This window comes from Stenotrophomonas maltophilia (assembly GCF_001274595.1).
In the GTDB taxonomy this organism is placed as follows: Bacteria; Pseudomonadota; Gammaproteobacteria; order Xanthomonadales; family Xanthomonadaceae; genus Stenotrophomonas; species Stenotrophomonas forensis.
This window is the reverse complement of sequence record NZ_CP011010.1, coordinates 464,957-484,100: the sequence shown is the minus strand read 5'-3', so window position 1 is coordinate 484,100 and position 19,144 is coordinate 464,957. Positions and strand designations below refer to the sequence as shown.

Sequence of the window (19,144 nt, the reverse complement as noted above, 5' to 3'; positions counted from 1 at the left end):
GGTCGCTGCGCTCAGTAGATCCACGTCATGCGTGGATGGCGTGGACCCTGGTAGTGCCGGCCGCTGGCCGGCACCGCGCCCTCACCGATCGCCGCCTATTCCCACGCCTTCGGCCGCGCCAGCAACCACGCTGCCGTCACCACCAGCAACAGCAACGGCAGCCATCCCAGCTGGCTGGCGCCGCGCGCCTGCAGCAGCACCCCGCCAGCCATGCCACCGGCGGCAATGGCCAGGTTCCAGCCGGTCACCAGCATCGATTGCGCCAGATCCGCAGCGGCACCGGCGCGGCGCGCCAGCGCGGTCTGGAACAGGGTCGCCACCGAGCCGAAGGCCACGCCCCACAGGATCGTCGCCAGCAGCAGCGGGGTCGGCTGGCCTGGCCACAGCAGCAGCGCCAGCACCGGCAGGATGAAGCCGACCACTGCCGCCCAGACCAGCACGCGCAGATGACGGTCCACGCCCCAGCCGGCAATACCGATGCCGGCAATCGCCGCGATGCCGAACGCCAGCAACAGGCGATCCAGCCAGGCACCGGCACCGGCCTCCACCGCCAACGGTTCGATGTAGGTGTAGAGCACGTTGTGCGCCAGTACGTACAGCACCATCACCAGCAGCGCACTGCGCACACCGGGCATGCGCCAGACCATGCCCAGAGACATGCGCTGGCCGGCCGCCGCCGCTGGCAATGCAGGCAGCGCCCAGCGCGCGTACGCCAGCAGTCCCACGCCCAGCAGGCTCATCAACGCGAACGCCCAGCGCCAGCCGATCTGCTGGCCCAGCAACGTGCCGGCGGGCACCCCCAGCGACAACGCCAACGGTGAGCCGACCATGGCTACAGCAATCGCCCGCCCCTGCAGCGAAGGCACCACCATGCGCGCGGCGTAACCGGCCACCAGCGACCACAGCAGGCCGCCACTCACCCCCGCCAGGAAGCGCGCGGCCAGGATCAGCGCGTAGCTGCTGCTCAACGCGGTCAGCGTATTGACCACCACGAACCCGGCAATCGCCGCCAGCAGCAGCGGACGCCGCGGCAGGCGCTGGGTCAGCGCGGTCATCGGCAGCGCAGCCATCACCGAGCCCAGCGCATACACGCTCACCAGCTGGCCCACCGCCGCATCACTCACGCCCAGGCTGTCGCCCATCGGCCGCAGTACGCCGGCCGGCAGGGTCTCGGTCAGCAGGGTGATGAAGCCACCACCGGCCAGTGCCAGCAGGCCCGCCCACGGCAGGCGTGTGGCTTCACCGGCCGGGCTGCTCGCATCGATGGCATGGCCGCTCATCGGGCGGCCTCCAGATCGGCATAGACCGCATTGCGCAGCGCATCGACGAAGGCGCCATCCATGCCCTCGTACAGGGTGTTGGTCAGCGCCACCACGCTCAGCCCACGCGCCGGGTCGACAAACCAGCTGTGGCCATATGCGCCGCCCCAGCGCCAGGTGCCTTCGCACTGCGGCGTGCCGCTGGCGGCGGCATCGCGCAGCAGCGCAAAGCCCAGGCCGAAGCCCCAGCCGGCCGGTTCCGGCGGGCCCTGCTCGCCCACCTGCGGGGTCGCCATCTGCGCCGCCAGTGCGGGCGGCAACAGGCCCGAGGCGCGCACGTCGCGCAGCGCCTCCAGCACCGCCATCAGCTCATCGGCGGTGCCCACCAGACCGGCGCCGGCAGAGGCGAATCGGCTGGCATCGGTGGCACGTGCAAGGCTGTATTCGATGCCGACCGTGCCTTCGAACGGCGCCACCATTTCGCCTTCGCGCAGGCGATGCGGCTGCGGCATGTCGCTCACATAGGGCGTGGCCAGCCGCGCAGCATCGGCGGTGGCGAAGGCGGTATCGCGCAGGCCCAGCGGTGCGGCCAGCAGGCGCGCGAACAGCGCCTGCAGGGTTTCACCGGTTGCGGCTTCGGCCACCGCACCGGCCACATCCACCCCCAGCGAGTACAGCCACTGGCTGCCGGGTGCGAACAGCAGCGGCGCCTGCGCGATGCGGCGCACGTTCTCGGCCAGGGACACCGGGCTGGCATCCATGCCATCGCTGACGCCCGCCCGCGCATACGGACCGTCCGCATCGGCCTCCAGGAAACGGTAGCCCAGCCCGCTGCTGTGGCTGAGCAGCTGGCGCAGGCTGATCGGCGGCGTGCTGCCATCGGCCAGCGCCGGGCGGAAATTTGGCAGCCAACGCTGCACCGGGGCATCGAGGTCGAGCACGCCCTCGGCCACCAGGCGCAGGATCACCGTGGTCAGCAGCGGCTTGCTGACCGAGGCCAGCCGGAACAGCTGGTCGCGCTGCATCGGCGTGGCCGATTCGCGGTCCGCCAGGCCGCTGGCGCTGGCGTGGCGCAGCACCCCGTGCTGGCGCACCAGCACCACCGCGCCGACCAGGCGCAGCGGATGCACCTGCTGCAGCAACCGCTGCACCGACGGCAGCGTCGGTACGGGTTCGAGGGAAAGAGCGGCATTCATCGCAGTGATCCGTGGGGAGAGGCCCGCCACGTTAGGCAGCGCGCCGCCGCGCAAAAAGCCGGTTTCCGCTCCGGGCATCATGGACCGTGCAGTCCGCAATCGGCATCATGACCGGAACTGCAAGGCCGGAACTGACCGCGACCCGCCCCGCACCACAGTGTTGCGAGGGCGGCGCCAACCGCCGCCAGCGCCCCCCTCTACCCTGCCGCTTTCATCGCCCGCACGCCCATGACCGTCCTGGACAACCTCGCCAACCTGCAGACCTTCGTGCACGCCGCCGACACCCGCAGCTTCGTCGAGACCGGGCGCCTGCAGGGCATCTCCGCCTCGGCCGCCGGCAAATGCGTTGCCCGGCTGGAGCACGCCCTGGGCGTGCGCCTGTTCCATCGCAGTACGCGCAGCATCACCCTTACCGCCGAGGGCCAGCTGTTCCTGGCGCGCTGCCGGCGCATCCTCGACGAGCGCGATGCTGCGCGCACCGAACTGGCGCAACCGCACGCCACGCCACGCGGCACGCTGCGCATCGGCCTGCCGCTGGTCGGTGACCTGACCCTGCCGCTGATGGCCGAGTTCATGGCCGCCTATCCGGATATCCGCCTCGATCTCGATTTCAGCGATCGGCTGGTCGATGTCATCGAGGAAGGTTTCGATGCCGTGCTGCGGGTTGGCGAGCCCAGCGACTCGCGCATGAACGCGCGGCGCCTGGGTGTGTTTCCGCGCCGCATCGTCGCCTCGCCTGGCTACCTGCAGCAGCGCGGCATTCCGCGCACGCCGGCCGAGCTGATGCAGCACACGCTGCTGCACTACCGCTTCCCCAGCACCGGCAAGCTGGAGCTGTGGCCGATCCATTGGCCTGAAGATGAAACCCCGCAGGAACTGCCGGTACACATGGTGGCCAACACCATCGAAGCACGCGTGGCGCTGGCGCTGCGCCACGTGGGCGTGGCGTTCGTGCCGGTGCACTCGGTACGCGATGCGCTGGCCGACGGCCGGCTGGTCACCGTGCTGGACGAGCACGTGCATTCCTGCGGCATCTTCCACCTGTTGTGGCCCTCCGGCCGCCACGTGCTGCCGAAGCTGCGGGTGTTCATCGACTTCGTCAGCGCACGCCTGGAAACCGTGCCGTAGGCGCGATCAATCCACACCACGCATGGATGCCTGTGTAGAGTCGAGCCATGCTCGACTTACCGGATGCCTGGCGCACCACACCCGGCCATTCAGCCAGCCCCGCTATACTGGCGCCTCATTCCTCCCAGAGGCTCGCGACCAATGCGCCATTGATGCCGCCGTCTTCCCATCAGACGGCCTGACTCTTCCCGCCCCTGCGCGCAGGGGAGAACCCGGCATCCATGGAGGTCGCATGACCCCGCATTCCCTCACGCTCGATCGCGTGTCGTACCGATTGGCCGACGGCCGCCCGCTGTTTTCCGATCTGTCGTTTTCCTTTGAACCGGTCGCCACCGGCCTGGTCGGTGCCAATGGCACCGGCAAGAGCGTGCTCGCCCGCCTGCTGGCCGGCCACCTGTCAGCCGACAGCGGCCAGGTGCGCAGCAGTGGCCGCGTGTTCCTGTTGCCGACACCCGGCTATCCACCCTCCGGCACCGTTGGCGCACTGGCCGGTGTCGGTGAAGCACTGGCCGCGCTCGCGCGCATCGAAGCCGGCAGCGTGGACGAGGCCGACTTCACCTGCGTCGGTGACCGCTGGGACCTGCGCGAACGCCTGCAGCAGCAATGGCAGGCAGTGGGCCTGCCCGACGACCTCGACCCCGCCCAGCCCGCCGCGCGACTCAGTGGTGGCCAGGCCATGCAGGTGGCCCTGTCCGGGGCGTGGGCCAGCGGCGCTGACTGGCTGATCCTCGACGAACCCAGCAACCACCTCGATACTCGCCATCGCCAGCAGCTGTACCACCAGTTGCAGCAGTGGCGTGGCGGCCTGCTGGCGATCAGCCACGACCGCGAGCTGCTGGAACAGATGCAGCAGATCGTCGAACTCGATGCGCGTGGACTGCACCGCTATGGCGGGCCGTGGCAGCACTACGCCGACGCGCGTACGGCTGAACGCGAAGCCGCCGCCGCTCAGCTGGACCATGCGCGCGCGCAGCACCGGCAGCAGCAACGCAGTGCGCGTGAACAGCACGAACGCCAGCAACAGCGGCAGGCGCGTGGCAACCGCGATGCGAAGCAGGCCAACCAGGCACCGATCCTGCTCGGCCGGCAGAAGCAGCGCGCCGAGGCCAGCCACGGCCGCGCGCAGCAGGTGCAGGCCGATCGCCTGCAGGCCAGTGCCGATCAATTGCGCGCGGCGGCCTCTGCGGTTCATGCCGCGCCGGAACTGGCGCTGTTTGCCGGTGACGGTGAACGCGGCAGCGCGCGCCTGCTGCAGGCGCAATCGCTGGTATTGCCGCATGGCTGCAGTGCCCCGTTGCAGCTGGAGATCCGTCGCGGGCAGCGCATCGCCGTGGTCGGTGACAATGGCAGCGGCAAGTCCACCCTGCTGCGCGTGCTGGCCGGCCAGTTGCCTGCACGCCATGGCACCGTGCAACGTCATGCACCCCTGGCGCTGCTCGACCAGCAGCTGCTGGGCTTGTCCGGCGAGCGCAGCATCCTCGATACCGTGCAGGCCGCCAACCCGGCGGCCGATCCCGCTGAACTGCGCACGCGCCTGGCCCTGCTCGGGCTGGATGCACAGCGCATCCTTCGCCCCTCCGGCAGCCTCAGTGATGGCGAACGGGTAAAGGGTGCCCTGTCCAGCGTGCTGTATGCCGATCCGGCACCCCAGCTGTTGCTGCTGGACGAGCCCGGCAACGCGCTGGACCTGGGCGCGTTGCAGGCGCTGGAAGAACTGCTGGCGGCCTGGCCCGGTGCCCTGATGATGGTCAGCCATGACCGGCACCTGCTGCAGGCCTTGCGGCCCACGCAGGTGCTGCAGGTGACCGCCGGCGGCTGGCACTGGCGCGACGCATTGTAGAGTCGAGCTTGCTCGACTCCGCCATGCCGGCATCCACGCATGGCGTGGATCGACCGGAACAGCAGCCGAGCGTGGGCTCGGCTCTACAACGGTATCCTGCTCACCGCTTCCACACCGGGAACGCCTGCGGCAATTGCTGCCACAGCAGCGGGCCGGCACGCAGCTCCTGGTCGTTCAGCAGGCACGCGTCCAGTTCCGCACGTACCGCGCGCTCATCCATGTGCACACCGATCACCACCAGCTCCTGGCGGCGGTCGCCCCACAGCGGGTGCCACAGGCGCTGCATCGCCGAATGCGCGGCCATGTCCGGGAATTCCTCAAGGCCCGGCAGCGGCGCACTCCAGCACTCGGCCTGCTGCCGCGCCCAGCCGAGGTCACTGTAGGGCAGCGGCGTTGGTGGCAGCAGCGGCGTGGTGTCTTCCTGCCCCGCACGCACGCGCTCGCGCGCGGCGTACCAGAAACCCGCCGCCTGTGTGCGCGTTGCCGCACCCACGGTGTTCAACTCGCCCACCCAGTCCATGCGGTTGGCCAGCCAGAACCAGCCCTTGCTGCGGATCACGCCCGGCATGCCCGACTGCAACGCGCGTGCGAAGCGCGCGGGGTGGAACGGACGCCGCGAGCGGTAGACGAAGCTGGCGATGCCGTATTCCTCGGTTTCCGGCGTGTGCTCGCCGCGCAGCTCCTTCACCCAGCCGGGCGCGCGTTGTGCACGCTCCATATCGAAGCGACCGGTGTCCAGCAGTTCGCTCAGCGGCACATCACCGAAGCTGGACAACAGCAGCTTGGCATCGCGGTTCAGCCCGCGCAGCACCGCCAGGGTGTCCTGCAGTACTTCGTCGTCCACCTGGTCGACCTTGCTGACCACGATCACGTCGGCGAACTCCACCTGCTCGCACAGCAGGTCGACCACGCCGCGGTCATCCTCCGGTCCGGCCTGCTGGCCACGCTCGGCCAGGCGCAGGGTCGAGCCGAAGTCAGCCAGGAACGCGCTGCCATCGACCACCGTCACCATCGTGTCCAACCGCGCGATGTCGCTCAGGCTGAAGCCGTGCTCGTCGCGCACCGCGAAGGTGGCGGCCACCGGCATCGGCTCGCCGATGCCCGTTGATTCGATCAGCAGGTAGTCGTAAAGGCCGGCATCGGCCAGGCGCCGCACTTCCTGCAGCAGGTCATCGCGCAGCGTGCAGCAGATGCAGCCGTTGCTGAACTCCACCAGCGTCTCTTCGGTGCGGCGCAGTTCGGCGCCACCCTCGCGCACCAGCTGCGCATCGATGTTGACCTCGCTCATGTCGTTGACGATGACCGCCACCCGCAGGCCCTCGCGGTTGCGCAGGATCTGGTTGAGCAGGGTGGTCTTGCCGGCCCCGAGGAAGCCGGACAGCACGGTGACCGGAAGGCGACGGTCGGCGCGGGAAACAGTGTTCATGTCGGAGCGGGTTGGCTGCGGAACGGAAATGTTACTGTATAACACTTGACGCGCTAGGAACCTCCCCCGATGAAGTCGCCCTCTGCCGCCCTGCTCGATGCCGGCGCGGTCGCCCTGTCCAGCCTGTGCCTGCTGCACTGCTTGGCGCTACCCCTGCTCGCGGCCGCGCTGCCGCTGTTCGGCGCCTGGGCCGAAGCGGAATGGGTGCACCTGCTGTTCGTGGCCATCGCCCTGCCGCTGACCGGCTATGCGCTGTGGCGGGCCGAGCGCCGTCGGCCGCTGCCGGTGCTGGCCTGGGCCACCGCCGGCATGGGGCTGGGCCTGCTGCTGGCCGGTGCGCTGGCGCTGCCCTCGCACGGCTGGGAGACACCGCTGACCGTCACCGGCAGCCTGCTACTGGCCGCAACGCATCTGTGGAACGCGCGGCAGCGGCACGGGTAGTGCCGGCCGCTGGCCGGCAACCCCATGAACGCCGGACATACCCGGTAGTGCCGGCCGCTGGCCGGCAACCGCATGAACCCCGCCACCACCTGACGTTGCCGGCCAGCGGCCGACACCACGCCAGCTATTTGCCGTAGCGGCGCAGCAGCTCCACCAGCACCTCGGCCTCGGCCGCGCGCTGCTGCGGATCTTCCGCGCCCACCACATGCTCCTGCAGGTGCTCGTGCAGCAGCTCCATCAGCAGGCTGTGGGCGGCGCCGCGCACCGCGGCGACCTGTACCAGCACGTCCGCGCAGTCGCCGGCCTGGCCTTCGGGCCGGTCCAGCGCCTGTTCCAACGCCGCCACCTGGCCGCCGATACGGCGTACCCGGGTCAGCAGCTGCTTTCGGTTCTTGTGTACATGCGCCATGGCCGGATCATATACCCTATGGGGGTATATTCTCTACCCCTCGGGTCTGACATGCACCTGGACACCCTCGCCGCCGCCCGTCGCCACGAACACCGCTTCGACGACGGCAACCCGCTGGCCGAACGCAACACCCGCCGCGCCCTGTGGCTCACCGTCGGCATGATGCTGGTGGAGATCGTCGGTGGCTGGTGGTTCAACTCCATGGCCGTGCTCGCCGACGGCTGGCACATGAGCTCGCATGCGCTGGCGCTGGGCCTGTCGGTGTTCGCGTACCGCTGTGCGCGCCGCTACGCGCACGACCCGCGCTTCGCCTTCGGCACCTGGAAGATCGAGATCCTCGCCGGCTACACCAGCGCCATCGCGCTGCTCGGCGTGGCCGCGCTGATGGCGGTGCAATCGCTGCAACGGCTGTGGGTGCCGGCACCGATCCACTACAACGAAGCCATCGCCATCGCGGCAGTCGGCCTGGGCGTCAACCTGCTGTGCGCGTGGTGGCTGCACGACAGCCCGGGCCACGCGCATCACCACCACGGGCACGGCCACGATCATCCCCACGGGCATGACCACGATCACCACGGCCATGCACACGGTCACGACCTCAACCTGCGCTCGGCCTACGTGCACGTGCTGGCCGACGCCGCCACCTCGGTGCTGGCCATTGTCGCGCTGCTCGGCGGCAAGCTGCTGGGCCTGACCTGGCTGGACCCGGTGATGGGACTGGTCGGCGCGGTGCTGGTCACGGTGTGGGCGATCGGTCTTCTGCGCGACAGCGGGCGCATCCTGCTCGACGCGCAGATGGACGCGCCGGTGGTGGCCGAAGTGCGCGAAGTGATCGAGCAGGGCCCGTGGCCGGCACGCCTGGCCGACCTGCACGTCTGGCAGGTCGGCCGCGGCAAGTACGCGGTCAGCGCCAGCGTGGTCACCAGCGATGCCCGCCTGGATGCCGATACCGTGCGCAACGCGCTGGCGATCCATGAAGAACTGGTACACGTGACGGTGGAGATCCACCGCAGCTGATCACCCGCCTCGGGTAATGCCGGCCGCTGGCCGGCAACCTCATGAAGCCTGCACTCCACCTGCTGCTGCCGGCCAGCGGCCCGCCCTACCGCTAGAGCTTCAGCATCATCCGCAGCAGGTACATCAGCAGCGGCAGCGCGCTCACGACCGCACCGGCAATGCCGATCCACGGCCAACGCTCGCCGCGCACGCGCGATGCCACGGCAAAGCCGGCACCCACCAGCGCCGCACCCAGCACCGCCACGCCCATCCCCGCGGCCAGGCCATTGCCACCGGCCGCCACCGCCGCCTGCGCGGCCATTGTGCCCGCACCCCAGCCGACCACCATGCCCAGCCAACTGGCCACGCCGCACCACGGTGCCTTGCCCTGCGCCATCCGAAAACCCCTCTTCTCTTGCCGAATTCCTGTACGGGCCGTGCCCGCATGCTGCCTACACTAGCCGCACCTGCCCCGTAGGGACATCCCATGCGCACGCTCCGCCTGCTGCTGCCCGGTGCCCTCCTGCTGCTCACCGCCTGTAGCGGTGATGCCGGGCTTCCCTTCTCCGCCGATCCCCTCCAGGGCTGTTTCGCCACCAGCGCGCGCAAGCCCGCCGACTTCCGCATCGAGAAGGAAGGCGGCCAGTACTTCGTCTCCTTCAACCGCGACGGCCAGTGGCAGCGCGAGCCGAACGCCCTGCACAAGGCCAGCAACAGCGAGATCAGCCGCTACTTCCGCGATGACGCTGCGCAGATCGACAGCGCGCTGATCCGCATGGCCGGCGGCTTCGGCATCTTCCATTTCAACAAGGGCGCAACGCTGAAGGGCAAGGCCAGCGACAGCGACAGCGACTACATGGCGCTGATGCTGATCGGCGCCGGGCCGGTGTATGCGGTGAAGTGCGATTGAGCGATGGATCAACATTCAAACGAATGAGGAAAGTTTGAAATCTGGACAAGCACAGCGCGGGTCACAATCTGAAAACTGAATATTGTTGAGCCTAGTGTCTCCGCAACGCTAGAACGGAGACTCACAAATGAGTAATCGGACGCTGCTCCTGTGTCTCGCAATCGCCGCCACATCGCCTGCATTCGCAGGAACACCATTGAGTATCGACAGAACGGAGCTCAGCCCCAAGGGAGAGATCATCATTGTTCGCCGTACAACTTGGCCAGACTTCGACGGAGGGCAGATTGAAGTTGATCAGCATCTGAAGCCAGATGGATTTGGACGTCTGATCTATCGATACAGCGATCAGTCGGAGGCGACTAAGCTCTATCATCAGGCCTTCTGCGCTTCCATGGATATGGAACCATCTCAAGGGGAGGGGACGATTGAAGGACCAGCAGCAGGCTGGGTATGCACACGTGAAAACACCCCGGGGAATCCAACCTCAAAATTGAACTCGAAGAGTATTGACTGGGTTACGGCAACTGCGCCGAACGGACGCGTGCCTGTGGGAATCTCCTACTACTCAACAGGCCAAATGAACGCAGAAAGCTCTGTCGCCGGAGCCCGAACAGCCACGATTGGCATTGACAACGGAAGGTGCTACCTCAGCGATACACGTCATTACTCATCCCCCTTCTATCTCAGCGAGGGAATTGGCGTCGTCTGCACCGTAAATGAGTCACGATTCGTGAGCACCTCGCTGGACGTGTGCATACCAAAGCAATGCGCATCCAATCGCGGAACTCAGTTCGCCCAGTAGACAACTGATCTTAGGCGGCCTTCAGCCTTCCACTGAAGGCCGTGTCACGGCGTCCCGTCATAATGACTAGCTGCGCTTGCCCATGGGCCGTTGTTTTCAACGACCATGGTCAGGAATCGCTCTTTCAACCCTTCATGAGGGCTGCGGTACCATGCCCTCCCCCGACCCGCCCCGGTACCCGCCGTGCCCCACTACACCGGCCCTCTGCTGACCCGCGACAGCGCCGACACCCTGCGCCGTGCCCATGACAAGGGCGCCGCCGACTGGCAGGGCTCGCTCGATCTCGGCCGCAGCCAGGACACCGTGGCACTGGATGCGGACGGCTTCCACTTCCGCGGCCAGGCCTACCCGTGGCCGGGCAAGCTGAAGGACCGCACGCTGTACTACTGGGATGGCGAGGAGTTCGCGCCGATCTCGCGCTACAGCGGCTCGCTGATCAAGCTGGTGCCCACCGAATGGGGCGCACCGACTTTCGAGATCGACGGCATCAAGATGCTGCCGACCTCCAAGTTGTCGCCGTTCGAGGACGCACGCCGCAAGGTCGAGCTGGTCGCGCCGGCCGGCAAGGTCATCCTCGATACCTGCGGCGGCCTCGGTTACTTCGCCGCCTGCGCGCTGGAGGCCGGCGTCGGTCAGATCCGTTCGTTCGAGAAGAACGCCGACGTGATGTGGCTGCGCACGCTCAACCCGTGGTCGCCGGACCCGGACTCGGCCGCCGCCGGGGGCCGCCTGCAGTTCAGCCACGGCGACGTCTCGCAGCAGATCGAGCAGGTGGCCAGCAACAGCGTCGACGCGATCCTGCACGACCCGCCGCGTTTCGGCATTGCCGGCGAGCTGTACTCCCAGGTGTTCTACGATCACCTCGCCCGCGTCATCCGCAAGGGCGGCCGCCTGTTCCACTACACCGGCGCGCCGAACAAGCTGACCAGCGGCCGCGATGTCCCGCGCGAAGTGGCCAAGCGGCTGGAAAAGGCCGGTTTCAAGGCGGAGTTGGCGCTGGACGGCGTACTGGCCGTGAAGCGCTGAGCCTCACTCCGAATCCACCTTCGCCAACTGCATCACCCACTTCGGCACCACCGGCTCCCCGGCGTAGAAGTCCTTTGGCTTCTTCTCCGCCATCGCCCAGCGGTGCAGCCAGCTGGGACCGTAGCGGCCGTTGTAGCCTTCGGCGCCACGCGCGTAAGCCGGGTCGCGCATCGCTTCGTCCAGCGACACGAAACGATAGCCACGCCGCTGGGTCGCCGCCACCAGTTCGGCAAACGTGGCCGCGTTGAGCTCGTTGGCGTGCATCAGCCACACCTGCGGCAGCGCATAGCCCAGCAATGCCTGCGACTGTTGTTCGTAGTAGTCCAGCTTGTTCAGCATGTACGGCACATAGCCCTTGCGCAGCTGTGCCAGCGTCGCCTCGCGCGCGGCCGAATCGGGTTGCTGGTTCATCACGTTGGCATAGGCGAACGCCCACACCCACTCGCCGTTGTCGACCGTCACCGGCGCCACGCGGTAGCCGTGCTGCTTGAAGAACGCGTCCATCTGCACGCGCTCTTCCGCAGTACGCCCGGCGCGCAGGTAGGGGTGGCGCATCCACTGTGGCACCTGCCCACGCTCGGCCAGCAGCGGCCGCAGCACCGTTTCCCCACGCAGGAAATCCTGCTGGAACGCCGCCACGCCCTTGGCGTTCAGGTCCATGTGCGAGTACGTGTGGTTGCCCAGCACATAGCCCGCGTCCAGCCAGTCGCGCAGCATCTGCACGCGCGCAGGCTGCACCTGCCCGTCCACCTCAAGCTTGTTCTCGTTGACGAAGCCCACCACCGGCACATGCGCCTGGCGCAGCTGCGCCATCAACGCGGCATGCCGCGCCTGCAGGTCTGCCGGCACGATCTCGTCCACCCGCGCCCAGGGCAGGTCATCGATGGTCACCGCAATGCGACGATCCACCTCGGCCGCCTGCACCGCCAGCGACAGCAACAGCAACGGCAGGGCTCGCAACAACGCACGCATCAGCACTTCCTTGTCGGGGCAATGCGTGGACTGTAACGCGATCAGGTAGGCGTCCGCCTACCCTTCGCCGCCGCACGCCACAGCACGATACTGGCCACCATCGCGGTCACCAGCAGCGATACCGCCATCATCGCCAGATCATCCGGGTTGCGCTGCAACGGGGCGTACTCGCGGGTGAGCACGTGCAGCACCACCTGCTGGGCCTGTGCCAACGGCACCCCGCCCTGCTCGGCCAGGTCCACCAGGCAGGCCGCCGGCGACAGCCTTGCCACGCTGCTCCACGCATCCTCGTACAGGTGCAGCGTCCACCCTGCCAACGCCAGCACGCCCACATGCAGCGCCACCAGCCCTCGGCGGAGCGTACCCAGGCGGTGCTGTTGGGGCATGGCACGCAGCGCACAGACCGTTGCCGCGCCGAGAAGCGCCAGCAGCGTGCCCACCAGCGGAATCCAGCGCAGCGGTTGCCAATCATCCAGCGCTTCGGCGCGCGCCAGCAGTTGCTCGGCCACGCGCAGGCGCGCCACCGGATCGGGACCACCGCAGCCATCCGCCACCGGCACCAGCAGCAGATCCACGCGGGAGTGGAAGCAGCTGGCCCCCAGGCCAAGCGACAGCAGCGCCACCAGCTGCAACAGAAACACCATCACCCCCGGCCCGAACAGGCGGCCGAGGCGGGAAACAGCAGAGCGCATCGATTCATCCATGACAACAACGCGCCATGCTATCCAGCCGCACCAACGCTGTCGGCTGGCAGATACGACAACAGCTGGCGCCTATCGGTAGGATGTCGATTGAAGTGGATGCATATGTGAGGACGTGCACAGGATGGTGACGTTGTACCTGGTGGTGCGAACACTGCTGCCACTGCTGGCATTCGCACTGGCGGCGTGGGGAGTGTCGCGCCTGATCAAGGCACGCGTTGCCCGCCTGCCGCCGGTTCCGCTGAACCTGCCTGCGCACAGCAACAGCCCGCGCAAGAAGGACCGACGCCTGTACGCACGTGCACTGCGTCGCCGGCCAAGCCTGCGCACCGCAACCCGCCCCGCCAACGCACCGCGCAGCTGGCACCTGCTGGGCGTCACGGTGGCGATCGCTGCGCTGGCGGCCACGGTGCTGGCCATGCCCGACGGCGCACGCTTCCAGGTGATGGTCGAGAGCGTGCGTGGCTACCCGGTCACGCTGGCTGAAGTCCGCGTTCCGGCGGCGGCACAGGCCGTAGTGCTGCAGCGATGGCGACCCTCGCTTGCGCCGCTGGCGCGCCCGGTAACGATGCGCTATCCGATCGGCCGCTTCGGCGGCGACCATGAAGCGCGCGCATGGCTTCCGGTGCAGATCCGCCACCTTGACGATCGATTGCAGGTGGCCCTTCCTGCCGCCGTGGATGCGGTGGCATTGCAGGCCGAGCTGGCACAGTTGGCTGGCTTGCCAGCCGGTGCGGTTTCGATGCGCCAGACGCAGCTAGCGCCCTGGATGGACGCCGGCTGGGAACCGCTGAGCGACCCGTAGAGCCGAGCCCGCGCTCGGCTGCCAGGCTTACACCTCGCGCGGCAGCTTGGCCGCCCACATGTTGTCGACCAGATTCGGGTACGGGCGACCATTCTCCTCCGCCCGCTGCCGCGCCGCCTCTTTCTGGGCAGGCGACAGCGGCTGGGATTTCTGGCCCTTGGGGTTGGGCTTCTTCCAAGGCGGGGTTTCGGTCTTGCGCATGGCGCCAGCTTACTTCTTCAGGAAGTTCAGCAGCGCCAGATTGAAATGATCGGCATGGCTGGTGTTGCAGCCATGCGGCGCGCCTTCCAGGATCACTACCTCGCTGCCGGCGATAGCCTGGTGCGTGCGCTCCCCCGAGCCTTCGAACGGGACGATCGCATCGCTGTCGCCGTGCAGGATCAACGTCGGTACGGTGATCTTCTTCAGGTCGTCGCGGAAGTCGGTGGTGGCAAAGGACTGCATGCAGCCCAACGCGGCCGTCTGGTCGGACTGGTGGCACAGCGCGATCGCCGCCTGGCGCTGCTCTTCGGTCACCATCAACTTGCCATCGGCGCTGAAGAAGTCGCGGGTGAAGCCATCGAAGAAGCTCTCGCGGTCCTTTTCCAGCCCGCTGCGCATCTCGTCGGCCTTGTCCTGGGTCAGCGGGCCATCCGGATTGTCGTCACTCTTCAGCAGGTAGGGCGGCACGGCGGCGGCGAACACCACGCTGTGCAAGCGGTCCTCGCCGTGGCTGGCCACATAGCGCGCCACCTCGCCACCGCCCATCGAGAAGCCGACCAGCGTGACATCGCGCAGATCGCGTTCTTCAATCAGCGCGGCCAGGTCCGCCGCCAGCGTGTCGTAGTCGTAGCCGTCGGCGGGCTTCTCGGAACGCCCGAAACCGCGGCGGTCGTAGCTGATCACCCGGTACTGGGCATCGCGCAGGATCGACACCTGCGTCTTCCAGGCGTCGGCCGACAGCGGCCAGCCGTGGATCAGGATGACCGGGCGGCCGTCGCCGCCGGTGTCTTCAACGTGCAGGCGGATGCGGGAGGCAGGCATGGGGGCTCCTGTGGAAGGGAAGAGTTGCAGGCTAGAGCTGCGGCCCTATGCCGCCCGTGAGGGAATCGCGGCGCGCTGTGACACGGCGTGCACAGGCTGAAGGGACGCCCGCCCCGCCAGATTCCCGCTTCATCACCTCCAGCGCCGGTTTCGTCGCAGTACGGCAGCAGGGTGCGGTGGACCGTGCCAGCCTGCGCGAACCACTTCCGGGAGATTCGTCATGCTGCTGTTCACCCTGCCCCTGCTGGCCGCCGGCCTCACCGCTGCCCCAACCGCGCCCGACAGCCTGCGCGAACAGATCCGCCAGGCCGATACGCAGCTGTTCGCCGCCGCGTTCGACGCCTGCGATGCAGACAAGGCCGCGTCGATGACCACCGAAGACATGGAGTTTTTCCATGACAAGGCCGGCAAGTCCGCCAGCAACCGCGACGACTTCCGCCGCAGCGTGGCCGCGCTGTGCGAGAGCAACCGCGCCAACCACACACACCTACGCCGTGAATTGGTGGAAAGCTCGCTGCAGGTATTTCCGCTGCACGACGAGCGGGCGCTGGAGATCGGCGACCACCGCTTCCACGAGCGCGATGCGAAGGGTGTGGAGCGCTGGACCGGCCAGGCGCGCTTCATGCAGGTGTGGCGGCGGGTGGAGGGGCAGTGGCAGGTGGAGCGGGTGATCAGCTACGACCATCGGCCGGCGGATTGAGGGAGCGCGGCGTCATGTAGAGCCGAGCCTACGCTCGGCTGCAGTTCAGAGGATGGATTAGCCGTCCTGACCTGTTGGTTCACAGCCCTCGCTTCTTGGCCTCAGCCACGATGTCAGCCATGACCCGGCGTTCTCCCAGCTGAGCCAGGAGCAACAGGTGTTCGGGGGCATTGACCTTCTTCAGATGATCGAGGCGGCATGACCCACCGAGTGCAAGCGCCGGGACGAAGCTATACATCTCGTCATGGTTCAGTGGGCCCAGCAGTTTCACGGCGCGGTCAAAGAGAGGAATGCCCTTGTCATCGGTCTCATTCGGATAATCGACACTCATCCCAGAAAGCCACGTTGAAATCAGAGAATCTGCCTTCCCTTCCCTCATCCAGCGAGATTTGTCGGTAGGAAAGATCATTGCCCATGCACAGTTGATGGTTAGGCTACGTCCGGTCTTGGTTCCCCACAGTGTCAAATTCCCGAAAGCGCTTCGGCCAATGACGTAATAGTGATCTTTCCCATAGAACTCTGTTCCATAGAGCCATGCATTGAGGACTTCGGCGTAGTCATCCGGATCAGTTATCCAGAAGATGCCTTTTCCGTAACCGGCAAAGCCGTACGCCCGCCAGTACTCCAGTAGCTTGTCTGGGACCTTCCCCCGGTAGTGCTCCAACTTCGATTGCGATACCTGTCTTGTGTCAACCGCGGGTCCAAAGCCCTTGTCTGAGTAGAAGTACTCAAAGTGCTTGTCGAGCATCTCGATCACCGGCTACTTCCAAAGCCCACGATCTTTGGCCTCCTTCACGATGTCCCCCATCACTCTGCGCTCTCCAAGCTGGGCCAGGAACATCAAGTGCTCGACAGCCTTGACCTTTTTAAGATGGTTGAGACGGCATGCCCCGCCCAAGGCGAGTGCTGGGACGAAGCCATACATCTCGTCGCACGCCAGCGGACCCAGCAGCTTCTCTGCTCTGTCGAAAAGGGGCTGGTTCCTCTCGTCGGTTTGATCCTGGCGGGACCGCTTCATCATTGCTATCCACGATGCCACCAGGAAGTCCGCTCCTCGCTCACTCATCCAGCGTGAGTTGTCGCTCGGGAAGATCATTGCCCATTTGCAGTCAATGGTCAGCCTGAGTCCTGTTCTTGCCCCCAGCACTTCCATATCACCGAAAGCACTTCGACCAATGACGTAGTAGTCGTCTTTTCCATAGAACTCGGTCCCGTACAGCCAGCTCTTCAGAACCTCGGAATAGTCATCAGGATCAGTCATCCAGAACAGTCCACGGCCGTAACCGGAAAAGCCATACGCTCTCCAGTACTCCAGTAGCCTCCCTGGCAGCTTTCCCTGGTAATGAGCCAGTTTCGATTGGGACACCGGCCGCGTGTCCACTGCTGGTCCGAAGCCTTCGTCCACGTAGAAGAGCTCGAACTCTTCGTCGACCATTTCGATCATCTGCATCGCTCCAGCCCGCCGTTCATTCTGGTTGACCTTCTCTCGCCCACTGGCACTTGCCTTGCTGCTTCATCCAATTCCTGAACCCGCGTAGTTTGGTCCTTCCTGGCACGACTCCATTGCCGGCCAATGGTTTGATTGACCTCTCCATCGCCGAAATCATCAATTCTGTCCTTGCCACCTGCAATCAGATCAGGATTGTGAAGCGCATTTAGAACCCTCATCTGCTCATCGGCATGCTCCGCCGCCAGTCGCCTCGCTTCCCTTGCTGAGCGGTCCGGGGTGTTCAGTTCTCTGAACCTCTCTTCCTCAACCTTGCTTCTGTGCCTCTCCCTTGCGTCTTGAGCGGCCTTCTTGTCTCGGTTCTTCGGATCAAAAGCTGTTCTACCAGCAAGGTAATCCTCCACACTCATATCGTTCAGCCCCTGCTCCTGCCCCTTCAACTGCCGATCCATCTCCGGGTACTTCGATGCTGGCAGCTTCTGCGGGCTGAAGCACGGCAGCTGCTTCCGCGGCATGCGCCTGGGTAGCCGTGGCGTCTCCACATTCCGATTGCCATCGGGCGTGCGGTTGCCATCTGCCTGTCGGCGCTTGCGGTGCTTCAGCGCCTTGGCCAATCCCTTGAACGCGTCCTCCACTTCCTCCATCAGGTGCAGCAGTCGCGAGCCGATGCAGGTGGCCGTTCGTCCGGCCTTGGCGGCCGCGTAGCCAAACCCCGCCGCGCTCCCCAGCTCCACCGTCACCGCGGCCAGCAGGATGGAGACCACCACATCCATCATGATCTGCGCGCCGAAACGCGCCTGCAGATTCTCTTGTTCGTCCGGTGGCACCGCGTCCCACCAGGCCACGGCGAAGGCCGGTAGCTGCTGGGTGATGGCCGGATCTTCGATCAGCAGGTTGAACAGCTCCTTGGCTTCGCTGGCAGCCGCCATCACGGTGTCGCCCGCCGCGCGCATCGCGGCGATCTTGCGGTCCATGGCATCGCGGTCGCCGGTCAGCAGCGAGCGCGTCCATTCGCGTATCTCGCGGTCGGTCCTGTACATCAACACCGCCAAATCGACGGCGGTCTCGACCGTTCCCACCACGTAGTCCCAGGCGCCCTGCCCGGTGCCCAGCGCCTGATTGCCGCGCCGTAGGCCCCAGCGCTTGAGCGCGCCTGCGTCGTCCCATTGCTGCCACGCCGTGGCCATATCGCTACGGGTCTGCGCAACGATCGCGTCCAGCGCTGACTTGAGCTTCGCGCGCGCCGCGAGGATGGGCGCATCGTCGTCATCGGTCAGGTCAGGCTGGAACAGCAGCTGGAGCGTCTGCACCGGGCCAACGGTGACGTTCGGGATGCGTGCGCGGCCTGCGTCATCCAGCTGGCCGGTCACCACCCGGTCGTCGGGCAGCATCACCTGGTAGCCCACGCCCCGTACCGGCGTGCGGTCGAGGTCACCGTAGTGGTAGTGCAGCAGGATGTCCTGCTTGCTGGGCGGCGCTATGCCAGACTCACGCGCAGCGGTACCTGTGGGTGCGAATGCCGCTGGCGGTGCGGCGTTGCCAGATGGTTGAGACGCCGCTTGCGGCCCAGCGCCTCCGCCCGCTTCCACCGTCACCGTGCTCTGGCGCGAGGCCAGCAGACGACAGCCGCAGGCCAGCGAATCCCCGTGGCGGGCCAACGGCTGGCCATCAATCAGGAAGGTTTCATCGCCGGTGACGATAGCGAAGAAGCCACCGTGCTTCGGGCAACTGGCCTTGTCGCCCACGCGCGCGATGGCGATGTTGTTGATGAAGGTGCTGGGCGCACCGGTTAACACTTCGCCGCCACCGGTGGTGCGGTCGCCGACCACGATCACGACCCGCTGCATGTGCGCTCCCTCGCTTGATGCTGGGGAGGGAGGCTAGTGAGCGGTTATAGGCGTCGGGCGGGAGAAGCGGGTTTTTGCAAGTAGTCCTAGTGTGATCGCGGCTATCAGGATGATCTGACTCTCTAAGGGCTCTTCCGACTGCACGGCAAACAGGCTGATCCCGACGAGCATCCATGATGCGGAGCCGCGTCCTCATCGTCTCCACACCAGATCGGC

General features: G+C 66.6%; 21 protein-coding genes. 9 read left to right on the top strand and 12 right to left on the bottom strand.

From position 1 onward, the window contains the following. Positions 1 to 95: 95 nt before the first annotated feature. Both VN11_RS02160 and VN11_RS02155 read right to left on the bottom strand, forming a co-directional pair. Positions 96 to 1,280: an MFS transporter gene (locus VN11_RS02160; RefSeq protein WP_053448642.1), complete on the bottom strand. Its 1,185-nt coding sequence runs from the start codon at positions 1,278 to 1,280 to the stop codon at positions 96 to 98. After that, positions 1,277 to 2,455 carry a serine hydrolase domain-containing protein gene (locus tag VN11_RS02155; protein WP_053448641.1) on the bottom strand — a complete coding sequence of 393 codons (1,179 nt, stop codon included), beginning with the start codon at positions 2,453 to 2,455 and terminating at the stop codon, positions 1,277 to 1,279. The genes VN11_RS02160 and VN11_RS02155 overlap by 4 nt, the downstream gene beginning before the upstream one ends. A 228-nt stretch (positions 2,456 to 2,683) precedes the next feature. On the opposite strand from VN11_RS02155, the gene VN11_RS02150 reads away from it, so the two are divergent. Both VN11_RS02150 and VN11_RS02145 read left to right on the top strand, forming a co-directional pair. Beyond that, positions 2,684 to 3,583 (top strand): LysR family transcriptional regulator, encoded by a 900-nt coding sequence (locus VN11_RS02150; RefSeq protein WP_008268258.1) that lies wholly within the window; start codon positions 2,684 to 2,686, stop codon positions 3,581 to 3,583. A 232-nt stretch (positions 3,584 to 3,815) separates the two neighbouring features. After that, on the top strand, positions 3,816 to 5,423 hold the full coding sequence (locus tag VN11_RS02145) for an ATP-binding cassette domain-containing protein (RefSeq protein WP_053448640.1): 1,608 nt from the start codon (positions 3,816 to 3,818) through the stop codon (positions 5,421 to 5,423). A gap of 100 nt (positions 5,424 to 5,523) precedes the next feature. Here VN11_RS02145 and VN11_RS02140 read toward each other — a convergent pair whose 3' ends face one another. Further along, positions 5,524 to 6,849 carry a GTP-binding protein gene (locus VN11_RS02140; protein ID WP_053448639.1) on the bottom strand — a complete coding sequence of 442 codons (1,326 nt, stop codon included), beginning with the start codon at positions 6,847 to 6,849 and terminating at the stop codon, positions 5,524 to 5,526. Between the two features lie 69 nt (positions 6,850 to 6,918). Between VN11_RS02140 and VN11_RS02135 the strand changes: the two genes are divergently transcribed. Continuing rightward, the gene (locus tag VN11_RS02135; RefSeq protein WP_053448638.1) at positions 6,919 to 7,290 is read left to right on the top strand and encodes a MerC domain-containing protein; all 372 of its coding nucleotides are present in this window, start codon (positions 6,919 to 6,921) and stop codon (positions 7,288 to 7,290) included. Between the two features lie 124 nt (positions 7,291 to 7,414). Here VN11_RS02135 and VN11_RS02130 read toward each other — a convergent pair whose 3' ends face one another. After that, positions 7,415 to 7,699: a metal-sensing transcriptional repressor gene (locus tag VN11_RS02130; protein ID WP_053448637.1), complete on the bottom strand. Its 285-nt coding sequence runs from the start codon at positions 7,697 to 7,699 to the stop codon at positions 7,415 to 7,417. Between the two features lie 51 nt (positions 7,700 to 7,750). On the opposite strand from VN11_RS02130, the gene dmeF reads away from it, so the two are divergent. Further along, the gene (gene dmeF / locus VN11_RS02125) at positions 7,751 to 8,716 is read left to right on the top strand and encodes a CDF family Co(II)/Ni(II) efflux transporter DmeF (protein ID WP_053448636.1); all 966 of its coding nucleotides are present in this window, start codon (positions 7,751 to 7,753) and stop codon (positions 8,714 to 8,716) included. A gap of 91 nt (positions 8,717 to 8,807) precedes the next feature. Here dmeF and VN11_RS02120 read toward each other — a convergent pair whose 3' ends face one another. Then, positions 8,808 to 9,092: a hypothetical protein gene (locus VN11_RS02120; protein ID WP_053448635.1), complete on the bottom strand. Its 285-nt coding sequence runs from the start codon at positions 9,090 to 9,092 to the stop codon at positions 8,808 to 8,810. Positions 9,093 to 9,182: 90 nt separating this feature from the next. On the opposite strand from VN11_RS02120, the gene VN11_RS02115 reads away from it, so the two are divergent. The 3 genes from VN11_RS02115 (at position 9,183) to VN11_RS02110 (ending at position 11,433) form a co-directional block, all read left to right on the top strand. Continuing rightward, positions 9,183 to 9,605 (top strand): hypothetical protein, encoded by a 423-nt coding sequence (locus tag VN11_RS02115; RefSeq protein ID WP_053448634.1) that lies wholly within the window; start codon positions 9,183 to 9,185, stop codon positions 9,603 to 9,605. Between the two features lie 127 nt (positions 9,606 to 9,732). After that, the gene (locus tag VN11_RS22110; protein ID WP_148564919.1) at positions 9,733 to 10,407 is read left to right on the top strand and encodes a hypothetical protein; all 675 of its coding nucleotides are present in this window, start codon (positions 9,733 to 9,735) and stop codon (positions 10,405 to 10,407) included. A 183-nt stretch (positions 10,408 to 10,590) separates the two neighbouring features. Continuing rightward, positions 10,591 to 11,433, top strand: coding sequence for a class I SAM-dependent methyltransferase (locus tag VN11_RS02110; protein WP_053448633.1), 843 nt, complete (start codon positions 10,591 to 10,593; stop codon positions 11,431 to 11,433). A gap of 3 nt (positions 11,434 to 11,436) precedes the next feature. Here the strand turns inward: VN11_RS02110 and VN11_RS02105 are convergent, their stop codons facing one another. Both VN11_RS02105 and VN11_RS02100 read right to left on the bottom strand, forming a co-directional pair. Further along, entirely contained in the window at positions 11,437 to 12,405 is a 969-nt protein-coding gene (locus tag VN11_RS02105; RefSeq protein ID WP_053448632.1) for a polysaccharide deacetylase family protein, read from the bottom strand. Between the two features lie 41 nt (positions 12,406 to 12,446). Next, on the bottom strand, positions 12,447 to 13,097 hold the full coding sequence (locus tag VN11_RS02100; protein WP_187299791.1) for a hypothetical protein: 651 nt from the start codon (positions 13,095 to 13,097) through the stop codon (positions 12,447 to 12,449). A gap of 133 nt (positions 13,098 to 13,230) precedes the next feature. On the opposite strand from VN11_RS02100, the gene VN11_RS02095 reads away from it, so the two are divergent. After that, positions 13,231 to 13,911: a hypothetical protein gene (locus VN11_RS02095; protein WP_053448630.1), complete on the top strand. Its 681-nt coding sequence runs from the start codon at positions 13,231 to 13,233 to the stop codon at positions 13,909 to 13,911. Positions 13,912 to 13,938: 27 nt separating this feature from the next. On the opposite strand, the gene VN11_RS22455 is transcribed toward VN11_RS02095, so the two are convergent. Beyond that, on the bottom strand, positions 13,939 to 14,112 hold the full coding sequence (locus VN11_RS22455; protein ID WP_187299790.1) for a hypothetical protein: 174 nt from the start codon (positions 14,110 to 14,112) through the stop codon (positions 13,939 to 13,941). A 9-nt stretch (positions 14,113 to 14,121) separates the two neighbouring features. Further along, positions 14,122 to 14,934, bottom strand: coding sequence for an alpha/beta fold hydrolase (locus VN11_RS02090; protein WP_053448629.1), 813 nt, complete (start codon positions 14,932 to 14,934; stop codon positions 14,122 to 14,124). Between the two features lie 220 nt (positions 14,935 to 15,154). Here VN11_RS02090 and VN11_RS02085 point away from each other — a divergent pair, with 220 nt between their 5' ends. Next, entirely contained in the window at positions 15,155 to 15,634 is a 480-nt protein-coding gene (locus VN11_RS02085) for a DUF4440 domain-containing protein (protein WP_053448628.1), read from the top strand. A gap of 79 nt (positions 15,635 to 15,713) precedes the next feature. Here VN11_RS02085 and VN11_RS02080 read toward each other — a convergent pair whose 3' ends face one another. Genes VN11_RS02080 through VN11_RS02070 form a run of 3 tightly spaced genes read right to left on the bottom strand, consistent with a single transcriptional unit; the run spans position 15,714 to position 18,928 of the window. Further along, positions 15,714 to 16,382 (bottom strand): GAD-like domain-containing protein, encoded by a 669-nt coding sequence (locus VN11_RS02080; protein ID WP_053451231.1) that lies wholly within the window; start codon positions 16,380 to 16,382, stop codon positions 15,714 to 15,716. 12 nt (positions 16,383 to 16,394) lie between these two features. Continuing rightward, on the bottom strand, positions 16,395 to 17,084 hold the full coding sequence (locus tag VN11_RS02075; RefSeq protein ID WP_238581843.1) for a GAD-like domain-containing protein: 690 nt from the start codon (positions 17,082 to 17,084) through the stop codon (positions 16,395 to 16,397). Then, positions 17,075 to 18,928: a PAAR domain-containing protein gene (locus VN11_RS02070; RefSeq protein WP_053448627.1), complete on the bottom strand. Its 1,854-nt coding sequence runs from the start codon at positions 18,926 to 18,928 to the stop codon at positions 17,075 to 17,077. The genes VN11_RS02075 and VN11_RS02070 overlap by 10 nt, the downstream gene beginning before the upstream one ends. Positions 18,929 to 19,144: the final 216 nt, after the last annotated feature.